The 17,251-nt window shown below is 74.6% G+C and carries 15 protein-coding genes; 4 read left to right on the forward strand and 11 right to left on the reverse strand.

The features are described from left to right. Nucleotides 1-201: 201 nt before the first annotated feature. From AB0O29_RS06890 to AB0O29_RS06930, 9 genes are all read right to left on the reverse strand, one after another. Nucleotides 202-912 (reverse strand): GntR family transcriptional regulator, encoded by a 711-nt coding sequence (locus AB0O29_RS06890; RefSeq protein WP_365147239.1) that lies wholly within the window; start codon nt 910-912, stop codon nt 202-204. Nucleotides 913-968: 56 nt separating this feature from the next. Then, nucleotides 969-1,919 (reverse strand): ornithine cyclodeaminase family protein, encoded by a 951-nt coding sequence (locus tag AB0O29_RS06895; RefSeq protein ID WP_365147242.1) that lies wholly within the window; start codon nt 1,917-1,919, stop codon nt 969-971. Beyond that, complete coding sequence (locus tag AB0O29_RS06900; protein WP_365147245.1) at nt 1,916-2,944, reverse strand: proline racemase family protein; 1,029 nt, start codon at nt 2,942-2,944, stop codon at nt 1,916-1,918. Before AB0O29_RS06900 ends, AB0O29_RS06895 begins: the two co-directional genes overlap by 4 nt. Next, the gene (locus AB0O29_RS06905) at nt 2,941-3,945 is read right to left on the reverse strand and encodes a proline racemase family protein (RefSeq protein ID WP_365147248.1); all 1,005 of its coding nucleotides are present in this window, start codon (nt 3,943-3,945) and stop codon (nt 2,941-2,943) included. Before AB0O29_RS06905 ends, AB0O29_RS06900 begins: the two co-directional genes overlap by 4 nt. A 56-nt stretch (nt 3,946-4,001) precedes the next feature. Next, a complete protein-coding gene (locus AB0O29_RS06910) occupies nt 4,002-4,934 on the reverse strand; it encodes a dihydrodipicolinate synthase family protein (RefSeq protein WP_365147251.1) in 933 nt (310 codons plus the stop codon). 102 nt (nt 4,935-5,036) lie between these two features. Beyond that, on the reverse strand, nt 5,037-6,533 hold the full coding sequence (locus tag AB0O29_RS06915) for an FAD-dependent oxidoreductase (protein WP_365147254.1): 1,497 nt from the start codon (nt 6,531-6,533) through the stop codon (nt 5,037-5,039). Further along, a complete protein-coding gene (locus tag AB0O29_RS06920) occupies nt 6,514-6,828 on the reverse strand; it encodes a (2Fe-2S)-binding protein (RefSeq protein WP_365147406.1) in 315 nt (104 codons plus the stop codon). Before AB0O29_RS06920 ends, AB0O29_RS06915 begins: the two co-directional genes overlap by 20 nt. Nucleotides 6,829-6,870: 42 nt before the next feature. Continuing rightward, nucleotides 6,871-7,992: an FAD-dependent oxidoreductase gene (locus AB0O29_RS06925; protein ID WP_365147257.1), complete on the reverse strand. Its 1,122-nt coding sequence runs from the start codon at nt 7,990-7,992 to the stop codon at nt 6,871-6,873. A 102-nt stretch (nt 7,993-8,094) separates the two neighbouring features. Then, entirely contained in the window at nt 8,095-10,482 is a 2,388-nt protein-coding gene (locus AB0O29_RS06930; RefSeq protein ID WP_365147260.1) for a collagenase, read from the reverse strand. A gap of 172 nt (nt 10,483-10,654) precedes the next feature. Here AB0O29_RS06930 and AB0O29_RS06935 point away from each other — a divergent pair, with 172 nt between their 5' ends. After that, nucleotides 10,655-12,031, forward strand: coding sequence for an aminopeptidase P family protein (locus tag AB0O29_RS06935; RefSeq protein WP_365147263.1), 1,377 nt, complete (start codon nt 10,655-10,657; stop codon nt 12,029-12,031). Between the two features lie 12 nt (nt 12,032-12,043). On the opposite strand, the gene AB0O29_RS06940 is transcribed toward AB0O29_RS06935, so the two are convergent. Continuing rightward, the gene (locus AB0O29_RS06940) at nt 12,044-12,457 is read right to left on the reverse strand and encodes a RidA family protein (RefSeq protein ID WP_365147266.1); all 414 of its coding nucleotides are present in this window, start codon (nt 12,455-12,457) and stop codon (nt 12,044-12,046) included. Beyond that, the gene (locus tag AB0O29_RS06945; RefSeq protein WP_365147268.1) at nt 12,454-13,578 is read right to left on the reverse strand and encodes an acyl-CoA dehydrogenase family protein; all 1,125 of its coding nucleotides are present in this window, start codon (nt 13,576-13,578) and stop codon (nt 12,454-12,456) included. The genes AB0O29_RS06940 and AB0O29_RS06945 overlap by 4 nt, the downstream gene beginning before the upstream one ends. Nucleotides 13,579-13,711: 133 nt before the next feature. Here AB0O29_RS06945 and AB0O29_RS06950 point away from each other — a divergent pair, with 133 nt between their 5' ends. From AB0O29_RS06950 to AB0O29_RS06960, 3 genes are all read left to right on the forward strand, one after another. Beyond that, nucleotides 13,712-15,331, forward strand: a complete 1,620-nt coding sequence (locus tag AB0O29_RS06950; protein WP_365147271.1) for an AMP-binding protein — start codon at nt 13,712-13,714, stop codon at nt 15,329-15,331. 4 nt (nt 15,332-15,335) lie between these two features. Continuing rightward, nucleotides 15,336-16,136, forward strand: coding sequence for a PaaX family transcriptional regulator C-terminal domain-containing protein (locus AB0O29_RS06955; protein WP_365147274.1), 801 nt, complete (start codon nt 15,336-15,338; stop codon nt 16,134-16,136). 272 nt (nt 16,137-16,408) lie between these two features. After that, nucleotides 16,409-17,248: a GNAT family N-acetyltransferase gene (locus AB0O29_RS06960; protein ID WP_365147277.1), complete on the forward strand. Its 840-nt coding sequence runs from the start codon at nt 16,409-16,411 to the stop codon at nt 17,246-17,248. Nucleotides 17,249-17,251: the final 3 nt, after the last annotated feature.

Raw genomic sequence — 17,251 nt, forward strand, 5'->3', positions numbered from 1 at the left:
CGCTTTAGGGTGTGACCGGTAACATAGTAATGTGAAATTGTACTGACAACCCCTTGTCGCCGCCGTTATCCAGCCGTGTCCAAATCGGGCCTGTGGAGCGGGACTTGGGCCTCACCGCCCGCCACCGCCCGCCGCCGGCCCGGAACACGCGGAAGCCGCCGGGTGGTCACCCGGCGGCTTCCGTGCGTGGTGGGACGGCCCCTAGAGGCCGGAGCCGAGGCCGCCCTGGGTGCGGCCCACCGGCTCGTCGCGGCCCTGGGCCCACAGGGAGCGGACGTGGCCGAGGTGGCGCTGCATGCACGCCTCGGCCGCCTCCGCGTCGCCGGTCAGCATCAGGTCCAGGAGCTCCAGGTGCTCCTCGGCGGAGGAGACCAGCTTGCCGGCCTCGTCCAGACCCGTCAGCCCGTACAGCCGGGAGCGCTTGCGCAGGTCGCCGACCGTCTCGACCAGGCGCTCGTTGCCCGCGAGGGCGAGCAGGCTGAGGTGGAAGCGGCGGTCGGCCTCCAGGTACCCGATGAGGTTGTGCTCGCGGGCGCTGCTGACGATCTCCTCGGCGATCGGGCGCAGCTCCTCCAGCTGCTCCCGCGTGGCGGTCCGGGTGATCCGGCCGATCGTCGGGACCTCGATCATCGTGCGCAGCTCGGTGTACTGGTCGAGGTCGCGCTCGCTGACCTCGGTGATCCGGAAGCCCTTGTTGCGGACCGGCTCGACCAGGCCCTCGCGGGCCAGGTCCAGCATCGCCTCGCGCACGGGCGTGGCCGACACGCCGAGCTCGGCGGCGAGGCCGGGCGCCGAGTAGACGCTGCCCGGGCGCAGCTCGCCCGCTATCAGCGCGGCCCGCAGGGCATGGCCGACCTGGTCGCGCAGCCGCTCCTGGGCCTTGATGAGACTGTGCTGCTTCAGGTCACCCATTGCTCTTCCTCCGAGACCCCGCACACCACCGACGTGCGGAGCAACAGCGTACAATGTCACGTTTCGCCGTTCGCCCCGGTCGCGTGGTAGATCGCCACCGCTACGGCAAGATCTTCCCAGGCCATGCCCATGCTCTTGAAGAGCTGTGGACAACTCGGCCTCGCGCTCGCGCAATTGCGTCCCGCCACCAGGTCGGCCAGGGTGCCGCTGATATGACCGGGACCGATCGCCCCCTCGGCCTCCGGGATCAGCAGGTCCCCCGCCTCGCGCAGCGCCGCGGCCCGCGACTCCACGTACACCGCCGCGCGTCGCACGAGGGCGGTGTCCGTCTCCCGGGCGTCCGGCTCGTGGGAGCCGACGGCGACGACCACCGCTCCCGGGGCCACCAGCCGCCCGTCGAAGAGCGGCTCGCGGGCGGTGGTGCAGCACAGCACCAGGTCCGCCCCCTCCACGTCCCTGGCCGTGCCGGTGCGGGCGGGGACGCCCAGCGCCCGGGCGTGCGCCGCCAGCGCCCCGGCGCGGCCCGGGTCGCGGGCCACCACCACCGCCTCCGCGAGCTCCCGCAGCTCCAGCACCGCTTCGAGGTGCCCGTACGCCTGCGGTCCCGAGCCGAAGAGCACCAGCCGCAGCGGACGCCCCGGGACGGTGAGGTGGCGCAGGGCGAGGACGGAGACCGCCGGGGTGCGCAGGGCGGTCAGGGCGGCGCCGTCCAGGAGGGCCAGCGGGCGCAGGGTGGGCCCGTCCAGCAGGAGGTAGCTGCCGGTGATCCGGGGCAGCCCGAGCGCCGGGTTGCCCGGGGCCACCCCGGCGATCTTCACCCCGGCGTACCCGCCCGAGGCGGCCGGCATGAGCAGGAGTTCGCCCCCGGGGACGGGCACCCCGGTGCGCCGCGGGCAGGCCTCTGGGTCCAGGCCGGCGCGCAGGGCGCCGGCCAGGGCGTCGGCGGCCCCGGCGGTGGTGAGCGCTCCCGCCGTCCGTGCGGCGTCCAGCTGGAGGAGGCCCGTCACAGCAGGAAGCCCGCGCCGAGGGCGTCGGACGGGTCGACGGTGAAGGCGTGCTCCCCCGTGCGGTAGGCGGTGCCGGTGACCTCGGTGACCCCGTCGGCGAGGATCCGGCCGGTGAACACCGTGCCCGTCACCGACTCGTGCAGCAGGTCCTCCCCCGCCCCCAGCCGGCCGTCCTCGGCCAGCAGCGCGAGCCGGGCGGAGGTGCCGGAGCCGCAGGGCGAGCGGTCGATCTGCCCGTCGGCGAAGACGGTGACGTTGCGCTGGTGCGGCCCGAACGGGGTGTCGGGCAGCTCCTCGTAAAGGACCACCCCGTAGACGCCCGAGAGCAGCGGGCCGTCCGGGTGCCAGGTCGCCGGGTGCGTGGCGAGGGCGGCGCGGATCTCCCGTCCGGCCCGGACCAGCTCGGGCAGCGCCGCGCGGGTCACCTCCAGGCCGAGGTCGCGGGCGGAGACGGAGGCGTAGCAGGCCCCGGCGTGCGCGATGTCCACCTCGGCGACGCCCAGGGTGGTGGCCACCGGGACCTTCCGGGCGCCCACGCGGGCCGGGACGTTGCGGAAGGTGACCCCGGTGGTGCGGCCCCGGGCCCGGTGGACGGTGGCGGCGACCCGGCCCGAGGGGACGTCGACGCGCACCTGGACGTCCCCTTCGTCGGGGGCCGCGACCAGGCCGGAGTCCACGGCCCAGACGCCCAGCGCCATGGTGCCGTGGCCGCAGGCGGTGGAGTAGCCGTCCTTGTGCCAGAACAGCACGCCGAAGTGGGCCCCGTCGTCGTCCGGGGGCACCACGAAGCCGCCGTACATGCCGGCGTGCCCGCGCGGCTCCTGGACCAGGAGCCGGCGCACCTCGTCCAGCGGGCCGCGGCGCGGCGCGGTCCCCGAGCCGCCGGGGCCGATGGCGGTGGCGCAGCGCTCGGCGACGGTGTCGCCGGGGACGGGTGGCATTCCCCCGGCGGACGTGTCGACGATGCGGAAGGGCTCGCCGGCGGTGTGGTAGTCGACCGTGCGCACGGTGGTCGGGGCGGTCACAGCAGGAACCCTCCGGGGAAGGGGTCGGACGGGTCGAGGAAGTACTGGGCGGTGCCGGTGATCCAGGCCCGGCCGGTGACCGTCGGGACGACGGCGGGACGGCCGCCGACGACGGCCTCCCCGATCAGGCGGCCGGTGAACTCGGTGCCGATGAAGGACTCGTTGACGAAGTCGGTGTCCAGGGGCAGCAGGCCCCGCGCGTGCAGCTGGGCCATGCGGGCGCTGGTCCCGGTGCCGCAGGGCGAGCGGTCGAACCAGCCGGGGTGGATGGCCATGGCGTGCCGGGAGCGGCGGGCGTCGGAGCCAGGGGCGGCGAGGTAGACGTGCTTGACGCCGGCGATGGCGGGGTCCTCGGGGTGGACGGGCCGGTCCGGTGAGGCGTTGACCGCGTCCATGACGGCGAGCCCGGCGGCGATCAGGTCGTCCTTGCGGGTCCGGTCGAAGGGCAGGCCCAGGGCGTCCAGTTCGACGAAGGCGTAGAAGTTCCCGCCATAGGCGAGGTCGTAGGTGACGGTGCCGAAGCCGGGGACCTCGGCCTTCAGGTCGAGGCCGGCGCAGAAGGACGGGACGTTGGTGAGGGTGACGGCGGTGGCAGCGCCGTCCTCGACGCGCACGTCCACGCTCACCAGCCCGGCCGGGGTGTCGAGCCGCACCGTGGTGACCGGCTCGACGACCGGGACCATGCCGGTCTCGACCAGGACCGTGGCCACCCCGATGGTGCCGTGCCCGCACATGGGCAGCAGGCCCGACACCTCGATGTAGAGCACGCCGAAGTCGGCGTCGGGCCGGGTGGACGGCTGGAGGATCGCACCGCTCATCGCCGCGTGGCCGCGCGGCTCGTACATGAGCAGCGTGCGGACGTGGTCCATGTGCTCCATGAAGTGGAGCCGCTTGTCCGCCATGGTGGCGCCGGGGATCACCCCGACTCCCCCGGTGATCACCCGGGTCGGCATGCCCTCGGTGTGGGAGTCCACCGCGTGGTAGACGTGGCGTGTGCGCATCAGGTCGCCCCTCCGGCCGGTCGCTGGTTCGTGCTGGCTCGTCCGTACCGGACTGTTTAGTTGAGGCCCTCGGCGAGGGCCTTCTCGGTCGCGGCGCGCACGGCGGCCTCGATCTCCCCGGTGAGCGGGAAGCGCGGGGGGCGGGTGGCGCCGCCGGGGCGGCCGGCCAGGTCCATGGAGAGCTTGATGGCCTGGACGAACTCGGTCTTGGAGTCCCAGCGCAGCAGCGAGTGCAGGGCCTTGTAGAGCGGCAGGGCGGTGGCGGTGTCACCGGCGACGGCGGCCCGGTAGAGGGCGGCGCAGGACCGGGGCAGGGCGTTGGGGTAGCCGGCGATCCAGCCGACGGCGCCGGCCAGGGCCAGTTCGAGGAGGACGTCGTCGGCGCCGATGAGCAGGTCCAGGCCCGGGGCGAGTTCGGCGATCTCGTAGGCGCGGCGGACGTCCCCGCTGAACTCCTTGACGGCGACGATGCTGCCGTCGGCGTGCAGGCGCGCGAGGAGGGAGGGGGTCAGGTCCACCTTGGTGTCGTACGGGTTGTTGTACGCGACCACCGGCAGTCCGGCCCCGGCGACCTCGGCGTAGTGGGCGCGTACGGTCTCCTCGTCGGCGCGGAAGGCGTTGGGCGGCAGCAGCAGGACGGAGCCCGCGCCGGCCTCGGCGGCCTGCTCGGCCCAGCGGCGGGCCTCGGCGCTGCCGTACGCCGCCACGCCGGGCATGACGCGGGCGCCGTCGCCGGCGGCCTCGACGGCGGTGCGCACGACACGGGCCCGCTCCTCGTCGGTGAGGGTCTGGTACTCGCCGAGGGAGCCGTTGGGGACGACGCCGTCGCAGCCGTTGGCGATCAGCCAGGCGACGTGTTCGGCGTAGGCGTCGTAGTCGACGGTGAGGTCCGCGCGCAGGGGCAGGGCGGTGGCGACCATGATGCCGTGCCAGGGGCGGGTGCGGGTGTCGGGGGTGGTGGAGGGCGCGGGGGTGGGCGCGTCGGTCATGGAGGACTCCCTAGTGTGGTGTGTGACATTTTACTAGTGGGTGTGGATCGGCCACAAGGGCCGGTCAGGGGTTGGTAAAAGGAAGTTGGGGCCGCGGGGCGCTCAGCGGACCGGCGGGGCCGGGTCCGGCTGTGACGGGTCCGACGGGTCCGGCTCTGACGGGTCCGGCCGCGACGGGGGCAGGGCGGCGAGCTGGCGCAGCGGGACCGGGCAGGACAGCGGGCGCCGGTCCGGCGCGGGGGCCTCGCCCGCCAGGGCGGCCACCGCCGGACCGCACATCCGGCCCTGGCACCAGCCCATCCCGGCCCGGGTCAGGAGTTTGACCGTACGGGCGTCCCGCGCGCCCAGCTCCTGCGCCGCCTCGCGGATCCGGCCCGCGGAGACCTCCTCGCAGCGGCACACGTCGGTCTCCTCGCGCAGCCAGCCGGTCCACCCGGAGCCGGGGCGGTGCGCGGCGGCCATCGCTCCGGCGAAGGCCCGAAGCCGGGCGCGGCGCCGGGTCAGGGCGGCGGGGACCGGCCGGCCAGCGATCGCGTGGGCGGCGATCTCCCCCTCGGTGAGCGCCAGTTGGGCGCCGCCGATGCCCCCGGTCTCACCGGCGGACCAGACGCCGGGGACGGAGGTGCGCTGGGCCGCGTCCAGTTCCAGGGCGACCGTGCCGTCGGGGGCGCGGCGGGTGGCGCAGCCGAGGCCGGTGGCCAGTTCCAGCTGGGGCACCAGGCCGTGGCCCACGGCGAGGGCGTCGCAGGGGATCCGGCGGGCGGTGCCGGGCAGCGGCCGCCAGTCCCGGTCCAGGCGGGCGAGGGTGACGGCCTCGACGCGGGTGGTGCCGTGCGCCTCGGTGACGGCGTGCCGGGTGAGCAGGCGGATGCCGTGGCGGAGCAGGGCGCCCCCGTACACGGCGCCTTCGGCGAGTTTGGCGGGGTTGCGGAGCAGGGCGGGGGCCTGGGGGGCGTACGCGGTGTAGGAGGCGGCCTCCACGACGGCCGGGACGCTCGCCCCGGCGGCGGCGAGGGAGCCGGCCACGGCGAGGAGGAGCGGACCGCTGCCGGCCACCACCACGCGGCGGCCGGGCAGGACGAGGCCGCCCTTCAGCATGGCCTGGGCGCCGCCGGCCCCGACCACCCCGGGAAGGGTCCAGCCGGGGAAGGGCAGCTGGCGCTCGTAGGCGCCGGTGGCGAGCAGCACGGCCCGCGCCCGGACGGTCACCGCCGTCTCGTCGGGGGCGTGGCCGGCGACGGCGTGCAGCAGCCGGTGTCCGCCGTCCGGGACCACCGTCCACACGTGGTGCCGGGGCAGGTACGTGACCCGGCCCGCCGCCTGCTGGGCGCGCAGGGCGGCCTCGCGCGCGGCGAAGGCCCGCCAGTCGTGGTGCAGGGCCTCGGGCCGGGCGGCGCCGAGGGCCTCGGCGGGGTGGCGGTAGTACTGGCCGCCGGGGCGATCGGCGGTGTCGAGGAGGACGACCCGCAGCCCGAACCCGGCGGCGACGACGGCGGCCGCGAGCCCGGCCGGCCCGGCACCGACGACGGCCAGATCGGCGACGTCGGCGGGAGCGGCGGGGTCGGCCGGGGCCGGGTGGTCAGCGGGCGAGGTCGGCATGGCCGGTGCCTTCCTGGGTGGTGACGGTGTCGCCGGGGCGGGCCGGGACGAGGCAGGCGCGCTGGTTGGGGCGGCCGTTGACGGTGACGAGGCAGTCGTAGCAGGAGCCGATCCCGCAGAAGGCACCGCGCGGGGCGCCGCCCTCGCGGGTGGTGCGCCAGGAGAGGATCCCGGCCGCCCAGAGGACGGCGGCGATGGACTGGCCCTCCTGGGCGGGCAGTTCACGGCCGTCGAAGCCGATCGGGTACACGGCCGCCGGGCCGCCGCCGACCAGCTCGCGGGGGCTGCGCATCAGAGGGCTCCTCGGGGGGGGTGGGGGCGTCGTCGGTGCGGGTGCTCACGACGCGAAGCGGTCCGGGCGGAAGGGGGCGGGCGGCAGGGGCGGGGCGGTGCCGGTGAGGGCGGCCGCGATCAGCAGGCCCGTGGCGGGGGCCAGGCCGATGCCGGCGCCCTCGTGCCCGCAGGCGTGGAGCAGGCCGGGTACCCGGGGGTCCGGGCCGATCGCCGGGAGGTGGTCGGGGAGGTAGGGGCGGAAGCCGTGGTAGGCGCGCATCACCCTGACGTCCGCCAGGACCGGGAAGAGCGCGGCGGCCTGGCCCGCGAGGCGGCGCAGGGCGTCCGTGGAGAGGGTGCGGTCGAAGCCGACCCGCTCACGGGTGGCACCGATCAGGACCGGGCCCGAGGGGGTGCCCTCGACCACCGCCGAGGACTGCAGGGCCGCCGAGTCGCTGGCCACGTCCGCGATGTAGTCGGCGGCGTAGACCTTGTGCCGGACCACCCTCGGGAGGGGTTCCGTCACCAGGACGAAGCCCCGGCGGGGCAGGACGGGCAGGGCCGTCCCGGCGAGTTCGGCGATCCGGCCGCCCCAGGTGCCCGAGGCGTTGACCACCGCCGGGGCCCGCAGCGTCCGGCGGGAGGTGCGCACGCCGCGGACGGTGCCGGACTCCAGGAGGATCCCGGTGACCTCCTCGCCGAGGTGCACCTCGGCGCCCGAGGCCTTCAGCAGGTGGGCCGCCGCCAGGGCCGGCTGGACCTGGGCGTCCTGGGGGTAGTGGAAACCGCCCGCCACGCCCGGGGCGAGGTGCGGCTCCAGCTCGCGCAGGGCCGCCGGGTCCGCCTCGGCGGAGACGACCCCGGCCGCCCGCTGGCCCTCCGCGAAGTGCCGCAGGGCCTTGAGGGTGGTCTCGTCGGGTGCCACCACCAGCCCGCCCTTGGGCTCGTACTCGACGGTCCCGGGGAGTTCGGCGGACAGCTCCCGCCAGAGGCGGGCGGAGAGGAGGGCCAGGTCGAGTTCGGGGCCCGCCTCCTTGTCGGAGACGAGCAGGTTGCCCTCGCCCGCTCCGGTGGTGCCGCCGGCCACGGGGCCCCGGTCCACCACCGTCACGGAGAGACCGGAGCGGCTCGCGTAGTACGCGCACGCGGCCCCGACGACGCCGGCGCCGATGATCACGACGTCCATGTCAGTAATATGTCACATTCTTTTGATGGTGCCTAGGGTCGCCCGGGGTGGCCCGGGCCGGTTCCGCCCCCCGCGGGTCTCGGAACCGGCCCGGGCGCGCGGTCAGCTGCGGAGGGGGCCCTCACAGCTGTAGGAGGAGGTGCCCGCGGCCTTGTTGTCCCAGATCTCCAGCGGCCCGAAGGAGCAGTTCATGTCCGCCAGGTTGTTGGAGGCGGCCCCTGCCCGGTCGAGCAGGAAGTAGTCGACCGTCTCGGACATGTCCTTGAAGTTCTGGTCGTCGCTGCGCCAGTTCTTCAGGTTGGCGGTGATCCGGCCCGTACAGGTGAAGCGGCGCTTGCCGGGGTCGCCGTTCTCCACGCAGTCCGGGGTGTTGTACGTCGCCGAGGCGAAGGAGGACTTCACCGAGGCGAGGGCGGAGTCGCGCAGCTGGTCGTTGGCCGTGAAGGTGGTGTTCGGGACGTAGAGCTGGTCCACCTTGGCGATCTGGGCGTCCAGGAAGCGGTTGTAGTCGCGCTGGAGGTAGGTGTCGGCGCCCATGCGGTTGCGCCAGGCGTCGAAGCCGGCGACGTCGTTGGCGCGCTGGTAGCCGTACATCTCGCGCAGCAGCGAGGGCTTCTCGGTCCACAGGAACTCGAAGAAGGTGCCCGCGTAGTTGTAGAAGCGGAAGCCGTCGCCGTCGTAGGTGGCGTGCAGGAGCTGGTCGATCGTCATGCGCGGGCCGCCGCCGGCGGTGTCGTTGATGATGCCCTTGACCAGGGACTTGCGGACGGCGATGCCGTTGTCGCGGGTGGAGCCGTCGAAGAACTCGGCGGTGCCCTCGTCCATGGCGGTGGTGCGGTCGCCCTGGTACCAGTCGCCCTGGCCGAAGGTGCCGGGGACGGCGAAGCGGCCGTTGAGGTAGTGCGTGTACTCGTGGCGGAAGAGCTCTTCCAGGGTGAGGGAGGAGTCCTGCGGGACGCGGCGCTGGTAGGTGTAGAAGGTGGCGCCGTTCTCGATGTAGATGCCGCCGTTGTTGGTGCCGTACCCGGTCAGGATCGGGTGGTAGTTCTCGTAGTCGGCGCGCGAGGCGTAGAGCACGATGTTCAGGGTGCTGTTGGGGTCCCCGGCGAGCGGCTGGTCGGTGCCCAGGACGCGGTGGAACTGGGTCTTGACCTGCTTGCTCGCGTAGTAGAGCTGGTCGACGGTGGCCCGGTCGAGGGCGGTGCGGACCTTGATGCCGCCGTTGTCGTACGTGTAGGTGTTCGGGAAGAGCTGCTTCTCGATGTCCTCCTTGCACACCCCGTACGGCTTGCAGGCCTCGTAGAAGTTGAGCCAGGAGACCAGCTTGGCCCACTGCTCGCTGCCGTTGCCCCAGCTGGACCTGACCGGTTCGAGCAGGGCGCCGAGGTCGGCCGTGATCTGGTCCTTGAGGCCGTCGACCTGGCCGAAGCGGCCGTACTCGCCGAGGGCGTCGCGGGCGGCCCAGGCGTTGGCGCCGCCCTTGAGGTGGGTGTAACCGGCGAAGGCCTTGAAGAGGCCGCGGTAGCCGGGGTCGGCCTTGACGGCGGCCTGGAAGGCGGCGTCGTTGTTGCCCGGGTAGACGCCCAGGTAGTTGACGGAGAGGGCCGCGAGGGCGGCGCCGCCCCAGGAGGCGTCCTGGTTGGTGGCCGGGTGGGAGGCGTCCAGGGCGGCCAGGACCTTCTTGATCAGGCCGATCTGGTGCTGGCGCAGGCCGGGGGCGCTGCCCGCGTAGAGGGCCTCGCGCAGGGTGCGGGCGTTGGAGGCGGTGACGTCGAAGGTGTGGGCCGCGTTGCCGAAGTCGGCGATGGCCTGGCGCATGGCGTCGACGGTGGGGGCGTCGGTGACGTCGATCTCGGTGCGCGAGTAGTCGTGGTAGGCCACGGCGTGCAGGTAGGTGAACATCTCCTCCAGGTGGGAGGAGTCACGGCCGTCGTGCGCGGCGGCCAGGCTGGATATCCGCCGGGAGACGGCCTGGACGTGCGCGTCGGACATGACGGGCGCCAGGCGCGCGTCCCAGGTCCATATGAGGCCGCGCAGGCAGCCGTCGGCGGTGACGGCCGGGTCGGCGAGGAAGTCGGCGAACTGCTCCGGGCCGAGGCCCGTGATCCCGTCAAGGGTGCAGGGGACGCCCGCGGCGAGGGACTTGGCGGTGGGGGCGGCCTGGGCGGTGGCCGCCTTGCGGCTCTTGTCGGCGGCGGGGGCCGCGTCGGCGGCGCCGGGCACGCGGTTGTCGGCCACGGACTTGCCGCCGGGGGCCGGGGCGGGCGCCGGGGCGAGCTGCTTGGCGTCGGCCAGGCGGTCGACCTCGTCGAAGGGGTTCGGCGCGGCGGCCGGGCCGGCGGCGAAGGCGGCGGGCGCGGACGCGGCGGGCTTCGCGGCGGGGGTGCCCCGCTCCGCGGCCTGGGTCATCGCCTGGCCGGCGGTGGCGAGGAGGGTGACCGTGACGGCGGCGGAGAGGAGAGACGTACGCACAGCTCTGTGCTGGGACACCTTGATGCTCCTGTGGGAAGGGAGGTGGGGGTAGTGGTGCGTGAACTGCCCTGCTTCACACGGCGTTTGACGGGGATTAATGTGCCGCGGTGTGAGCTGTAACATAGTAATGTGAAATTGCACTGGCAAGACCTGTGCGCCCCCCAGTTCAGTCCTTCTTGAGGGAGCCTCCGTGACCGACACCTCCTCGCGCCTGAACACCGGCAGCCATGACCTGCCGGTATCAGCCGAGTTGTCCCGCTTCATGGCAGGGAACTGGACACCCTCGCCGCTGCCGGCCGGCTCCCGGGTGACCGCGTACGAGGTCACGCCCGCCCACCGCGCCCGGCTCTCGGCGCGCTTCCCCGGGGAACGGCTGATCGTCCCGGCCGGCGGGCTGAGGGTCCGGTCCAACGACTGCGACTTCCGCTTCCGCCCGCACAGCGCCTACGCCTGGCTGACCGGGCTGACGGGCGAGGACCAGGTCGGGCACGTCCTGGTCCTGGAGCCCGCCGGCCCGCACGGCCACGAGCCCGTCCTCTACCTGCGCCCCCGCTCCGACCGCTCCGACGGCACCGAGGAGTTCTACCGGGACCGCCGCTACGGCGAGTTCTGGGTGGGCCGCCGCCCCGACCTGGCCGAGGCCGAACGGCTCACCGGCCTGCGCTGCGCCCACCTCGACGCCCTCGGCTCCCCCACCGGCCGCGACGCCTCGACCGATCCCGAACTGGCCGCCGCCCTCTCGGAGCTGCGCCTCGTCAAGGACGCCTGGGAGGTCGACCAGCTCCAGCTCGCCGTCGACCACACCACCGCCGGGTTCGAGGACGCCGTACGGGCCCTGCCCCGCGCCCTGGCCCACCCGCGCGGCGAACGCTGGATCGAGGGGGTCTTCAACCTGCGGGCGCGCGCCGAGGGCAACGGCCTCGGCTACGAGACCATCGCCGCCTCCGGCGCCCACGCCTGCGTACTGCACTGGATCCGCAACGACGGCCGGCTGAACCGGGACGAACTCCTGCTGCTGGACGCGGGTGTGGAGACCGACTCCCTGTACACCGCCGACATCACCCGCACCCTGCCGCTGTCCGGGCGCTTCTCCCCCGTCCAGAAGCAGGTCTACGAGCTGGTGCTGGCGGCCCAGGAGGCGGGCATCGCCGCCCTGCGGCCCGGCGCGCGCTTCCGCGACTTCCACCGGGCGGGCATGCGGGTCATCGCCGAGGGCCTCGCCGAGTGGGGCGTGCTCAAGGACGCCGAAGGCGATCTGCACCGGCGCTACACCCTGTGCAGCAGCGGCCACATGCTCGGCCTCGACGTCCACGACTGCGCCCGGGCCCGCGCCGACGCCTACCTGGACGGCGTACTGGAGGAGGGCCAGGTCCTCACCGTCGAACCGGGCCTCTACCTCCAGCCGGACGACGAGACCCTCCCCGCCGAACTGCGCGGCATGGGCGTGCGCATCGAGGACGACCTCGTCATCACCTCCGACGGGGCCAGGCTGATGTCGGGCGCCCTGCCGCGCACGGTGGCCGGCATCGAGGAGTGGATGGGCTCCCTCCTCGACTCCGCCTCCTAGGCCGTCGCGGCGCTACGGGAGCACGGCGGTCCCGTCCAGTTCCAGCAGGGCCTCGGTGTCCCAGAGGCGGACCACGCCGACCACGGCCATCGCCGGATAGTCGCGGCCCGCCAGCCGGTGCCAGATGCGGCCCAGCTCGGCGGCGTGGGCGCGGTAGTCCTCCACGTCCACCGCGTACACCGTCACCCGGGCCAGGTCCGAGGGCACGCCGCCGGCCGCCGCCAGGGCCGTCAGCAGGTTGCCCAGGGCCCGCTCGAACTGCTCCGGCAGGGTCCGCCCCACCACCTTGCCGGAACCGTCGAGCGCGGTCTGGCCGGCCAGGAACACCAGCCGGCCCCCGGTTGCGGTGACGGCGTGGGAGAAGCCCGTCGCCGGGGACAGTTCCGGAGGGTTGATCCGGTGCGGGCCCGGACGGCCGGCGCTCATCGGGCCGCCACCCCCCGGTACAGCTCCTTCGCGATGATCCCGCGCTGCACCTCGCTCGCCCCCTCGTAGATCCTGGGCGCCCGCACCTCCCGGTACAGATGCTCCAGCAGGTGCCCCCGCCGCAGGGCGGCCGCCCCGTGCAGCTGGACGGCGTGGTCGACCACATACTGGGCCGTCTCCGTCGCGAGGAGCTTGGCCATCGCCGCCCGGCGGGGCACGTCCGGGGCCCCGGTGTCGTACGCGCAGGCCGCCGCGTACACCAGCAGCCGGGCCGCCTCGGTACGGGTGGCCATCTCCGCCACCCGGTGCGCGACCGTCTGGAGGTCGGCCAGCACCCCGCCGAAGGCGGTACGTCCGGCGGTGTGCGCCAGCGTGGCGTCCAGCGCGGCCCGCGCCATGCCGACCGCGAAGGCCCCCACGCTCGGCCGGAAGAGGTTCAGCGTCTCCATCGCCACCCGGAACCCCTGCCCCGGCTCGCCCAGGACGTCCTCCCGGCCGACCGGCACCCCGTCGAAGGCCAGTGCGCCGATCGGGTGCGGCGAGAGCATGTCGAGGGCCTCGCCGGACAGCCCCGGCCGGTCCGCCGGGACCAGGAAGGCGGTGATGCCCTTCGCTCCGGGCGCCTCACCCGTCCGGGCGAAGACGGTGTAGAAGTCGGCCTCGGGCGCGTTGGAGATCCAGCACTTGGCCCCCTCCAGCCGCCAGCCGGGCCCGTCCGGGGCCGCCGCCAGGGCCAGGGCGGCCGCGTCGGAGCCCGCGCCCGGCTCGCTCAGCGCGAACGCCGCCACCAGCCGCCCCGCCCGCACCCCCGGCAGCCACCGCTCCCGCTGGGCCGCGCTGCCCGACCGCAGCACCGGATGGCCTCCCAGGCCCTGGAGGGCCAGGGCCGTCTCCGCCTCGGTGCACCCGTAGGCGAGGGACTCCCGCAGCAGGCACAGCTCCAGCGCGCCGGAGCCGAAGACCCGCTCCAGCAGACCCTGTTCCCCCAGCTCCGCGAGGAGCGGCCGGTTCACCCGGCCGGGCTCGCCCTTCTCGGCGAGCGGCCTCAGCCGCCGCTCCGCCAGGGCGCGCAACTGCGCGCACCACTCCTCGTGTTCCACTCCGAGCGCGAATCCGGCCATCCGAAGGCCCCCAAGTCCCGTCGTGTTCCTCTATCGCGTCCTGTTGACTGCCGTCACCATCACGATACGCTCTGGACAGATCAGCACGGCCGGCTCCACCCCAATCCGGACGTCGCAAGGGGGCGAACCCGCCTTGGAGCTCCAGCCTTCCGCCCACACCGACACTTTCGCGCGAGACAACCTGCCGCCGGCCGACGCCTGGCCGCAGCTCCTCTTCGAGCTGCCCGAACTGGCCTATCCGGACCGGCTGAACTGCGGCGCCGAGCTGCTCGACGCCACCATCGCCCGCTTCGGACCGGACCGCCCCGCCTTCCGCAGCGGCACGGGCGAGGTGTGGTCGTACGGGGAGCTGCGCGAGCGCGTCGACCGCCTCGCCCACACCCTCACCGCCGACCTGGGCGTGGTCCCCGGCAACCGGGTGCTGCTGCGCGGCCCGACCGGGCCCTGGCTCGCCGCCTGCTGGCTGGCCGTGATGAAGGCGGGCGCGGTGGCCGTCACCGTCCTGGCCCAGCAGCGCGCCCAGGAGCTGGCGACGGTGTGCGCCATGGCCCGCGTCCGGCACGCCCTCTGCCACGCCGACGCCCTCGACGACCTGGCCAGGGCCGGGGTGCCCGGGCTGCGGATCACCCCCTACGGCGGGAACTCCCCCGACGACCTGCTGCGGCTGGCCGAGGCCCACACCGCCCCCTACCCCGCCGTCGGGACCTCCGCCGACGACGTGGCCCTCATCGCCTTCACCTCCGGCACCACCGGACGCCCCAAGGGCTGCATGCACTTCCACCGCGACCTCCTCGCCGTCGCCGACACCTTCTCCCGCACCGTCCTCAGACCCCGCCCCGACGACGTGTTCGCCGGCAGTCCGCCCCTCGGTTTCACCTTCGGCCTCGGCGGACTCGTCGTCTTCCCCCTGCGGGCCGGGGCCTGCGCCCTGCTGCTGGAGGAGGCCGCGCCCCGCCGGCTGCTGCCCGCCCTCGCCAAACACCGGGTCACCGTCCTGTTCACGGCCCCCACCGCCTACCGCTCGATGCTGGACACCCTGGGCCCCTACGACACGGGCGCCTACGACCTGTCCGCGCTGCGCCGCTGCGTCTCCGCGGGCGAGAACCTGCCCGCCGCCACCTGGCAGGCCTGGTACGAGCGCACCGGGCTGCGGATCATCAACGGCATCGGGGCGACCGAGCTGCTGCACATCTTCATCTCCGCCGCCGACGAGGACATCCGCCCCGGCACCACCGGCCGGGCCGTCCCCGGCTGGCAGGCCCGCGTGGTGGACCCCTCCGGCCGGCCCGTACCGGACAACGAGCCCGGGCTCCTGGCCGTCCGCGGCCCCGTCGGCTGCCGCTACCTGGCCGACCCCCGCCAGGGCGACTACGTACGGGACGGCTGGAACCTGACCGGCGACACCTACGTCCGCGACCCCGACGGCTACTTCCGCTACGTCGCCCGCGCCGACGACATGATCATCTCCTCGGGCTACAACATCGCGGGCCCGGAGGTGGAGGAGGCGCTGCTGCGCCACCCCGACGTGGCGGAGGTCGCGGTCGTAGGGAGGCCGGACGAACGCCGGGGGCAGGTGGTGGTGGCCTATACCGTGCCGCGCGAGGGCGCCGTGCTCACCGAGGAGGAACTACGGACCTTCATGAAGGGGGAGCTGGCCCCCCACAAGTGCCCCCGCTCCTTCGTCTTCCTGCCCGCGCTGCCGCGCACCCCGACGGGCAAGCTTCAGCGCTTCCGGCTGCGCGATCTAGAGTGAACCCGTGGTCGAGCAGCACACTCCGCGATCTCTGATCGTCACGTTCTACGGAGCCTACGGGCGGTCCTTCGAGGGCGCCGTCCCGGTGTCCGCGCTGGTCCGCCTGCTGGGCGCGGCCGGCGTCGACGCGCCCTCCGTCCGGTCCTCGGTGTCCCGGCTCAAGCGGCGCGGCTTCCTGGTGCCCGCGAAGGCCGCGGACGGCTCCGCCGGCTACGAGCCCTCCGACGAGGCCCGGCTGTTGCTAGAGGACGGCGACCGGCGGATCTACGGAGCCGTACCGGTCTCGCCGGAGTGGCTGGTCGCCGTCTTCTCCGTCCCCGAGCAGGAGCGCAACAAGCGGCACCTGCTGCGCTCGCGCCTGGCCCGGCTGGGCTTCGGGGCCGTGGCCCCGGGGGTGTGGATCGCACCGGCCCAGCTGGCCGAGGAGACGGAACACACCCTGGAGCGGCTGCACCTGACCGCGTACGTGGAACTCTTCCGCGGCGCCCACCTCGGCTTCGCCCCGACGGCCGAGGCGGTGGCCCGCTGGTGGGACCTGGCCGCCCTCGCCAAACAGCACGAGGAATTCCTCGACCTGCACGAACCGGCGCTGCGCGCCCTCCAGTCGGGCCCCGGGCCCACCCCCGAGGCCGCCTACCGCACCTACCTGACCGCCCTGGACACCTGGCGGCGGCTGCCCTACGCGGACCCGGGACTGCCGCGGGAGCTGCTCCCGGCGGACTGGCCCGGCGACCGGGCCGCCGCGGTCTTCGCCGAACTGCACACCCGGCTGCGCGACACGGGCGCCCGCTTCGTACAGCCGTAGCCGGGCGGCGCCCCCGCCCCGGGCGCTGACCTCGTACCTGCTCATGGCTCCCCCTCCTCCGACGGCCCCGCCACCACGGCGGGGCCTTCGCCTTGCGCGCACCTCCTGCTCGCACTCCCAAGGTCCCAGCGGCGCACGCCCCGCTCCTCCCCCGCGCGGGGGTACCGCCTCCCCCGCCCGGGGGAGCGCCCCGCCACCCCGCGCGCGCCCCCGTGGGGCACAGCCCCGGAAAACCCGGTGCGGCCCCCTTCAGGTCCCCGTCACGATGGGACATGACCTGGACCTTCAGCACCGATCCGGCGGCCTGGCCGGCCGCCGCGCGCGCTTCCCTGGCGGCGCGTCCCGTCGTCAACACCAGCCTGCTCAGCGTCATCGACGCCCTCGATCGGCGCGGCCCCCACGCCTACGGCGACTCCGAGCCCGTCTTCGGCTGGTGGACCGGACCCGACGGCACCGTCGACGGGGCCGTCCTGCACACCCCGCCGTACCCGATGCTGCTCGGCGTCCTGCCCCCGGAGGCGGTCCGCCCCCTGGCCGGCGCGCTCACGGCCGACCCCCTGCTCGCCGGCGTCACGAGGTTCAACGCCCGCCGCGCCGACGCGCGGGCCCTGGCCGAGGCCTGGGGCGGGCCCGCCCGCGTGGCCGAGGAGCTCCGCCTGTACCGCCTGGGCACCCTGACGGCCCCCGACCCGGCCCCCGGGGGCCGGGCCCGGCAGGCCACCGAGGCGGACCTGCCGCTGCTGGTGCGCTGGACCGCGGAGTTCAGCCGGGAGTGCGCCATCCCCGTCGCCCCCTCCGAGGCCTCCCTGCGGGACCGGATCTCGTACGGCGGGTACCTCGTCTGGGAGGACGGCGGGAGGCCGGTGGCCCTGGCCGGCTTCTTCCGCCCGATCGGCTCCGCCTCCCGCATCGGCCCCGTCTACACCCCGCCCGCCGAGCGGCGCCGCGGTTACGCCGCCGGGGTGACGCACGCGGCGTGCGCGGCGGCCCGCCGGGCGGGGGCCGCCGAGGTGCTGCTCTTCACCGACCTGGCCAACCCCACCAGCAACGGCGTCTACCGGCGCCTCGGCTTCACGCCCGTCGAGGACCGCGTCGAGCTGGTCCGCGGCTGAACC

This window comes from Streptomyces sp. NPDC089915, from assembly GCF_040684675.1.
In the GTDB taxonomy this organism is placed as follows: Bacteria; Actinomycetota; Actinomycetes; order Streptomycetales; family Streptomycetaceae; genus Streptomyces.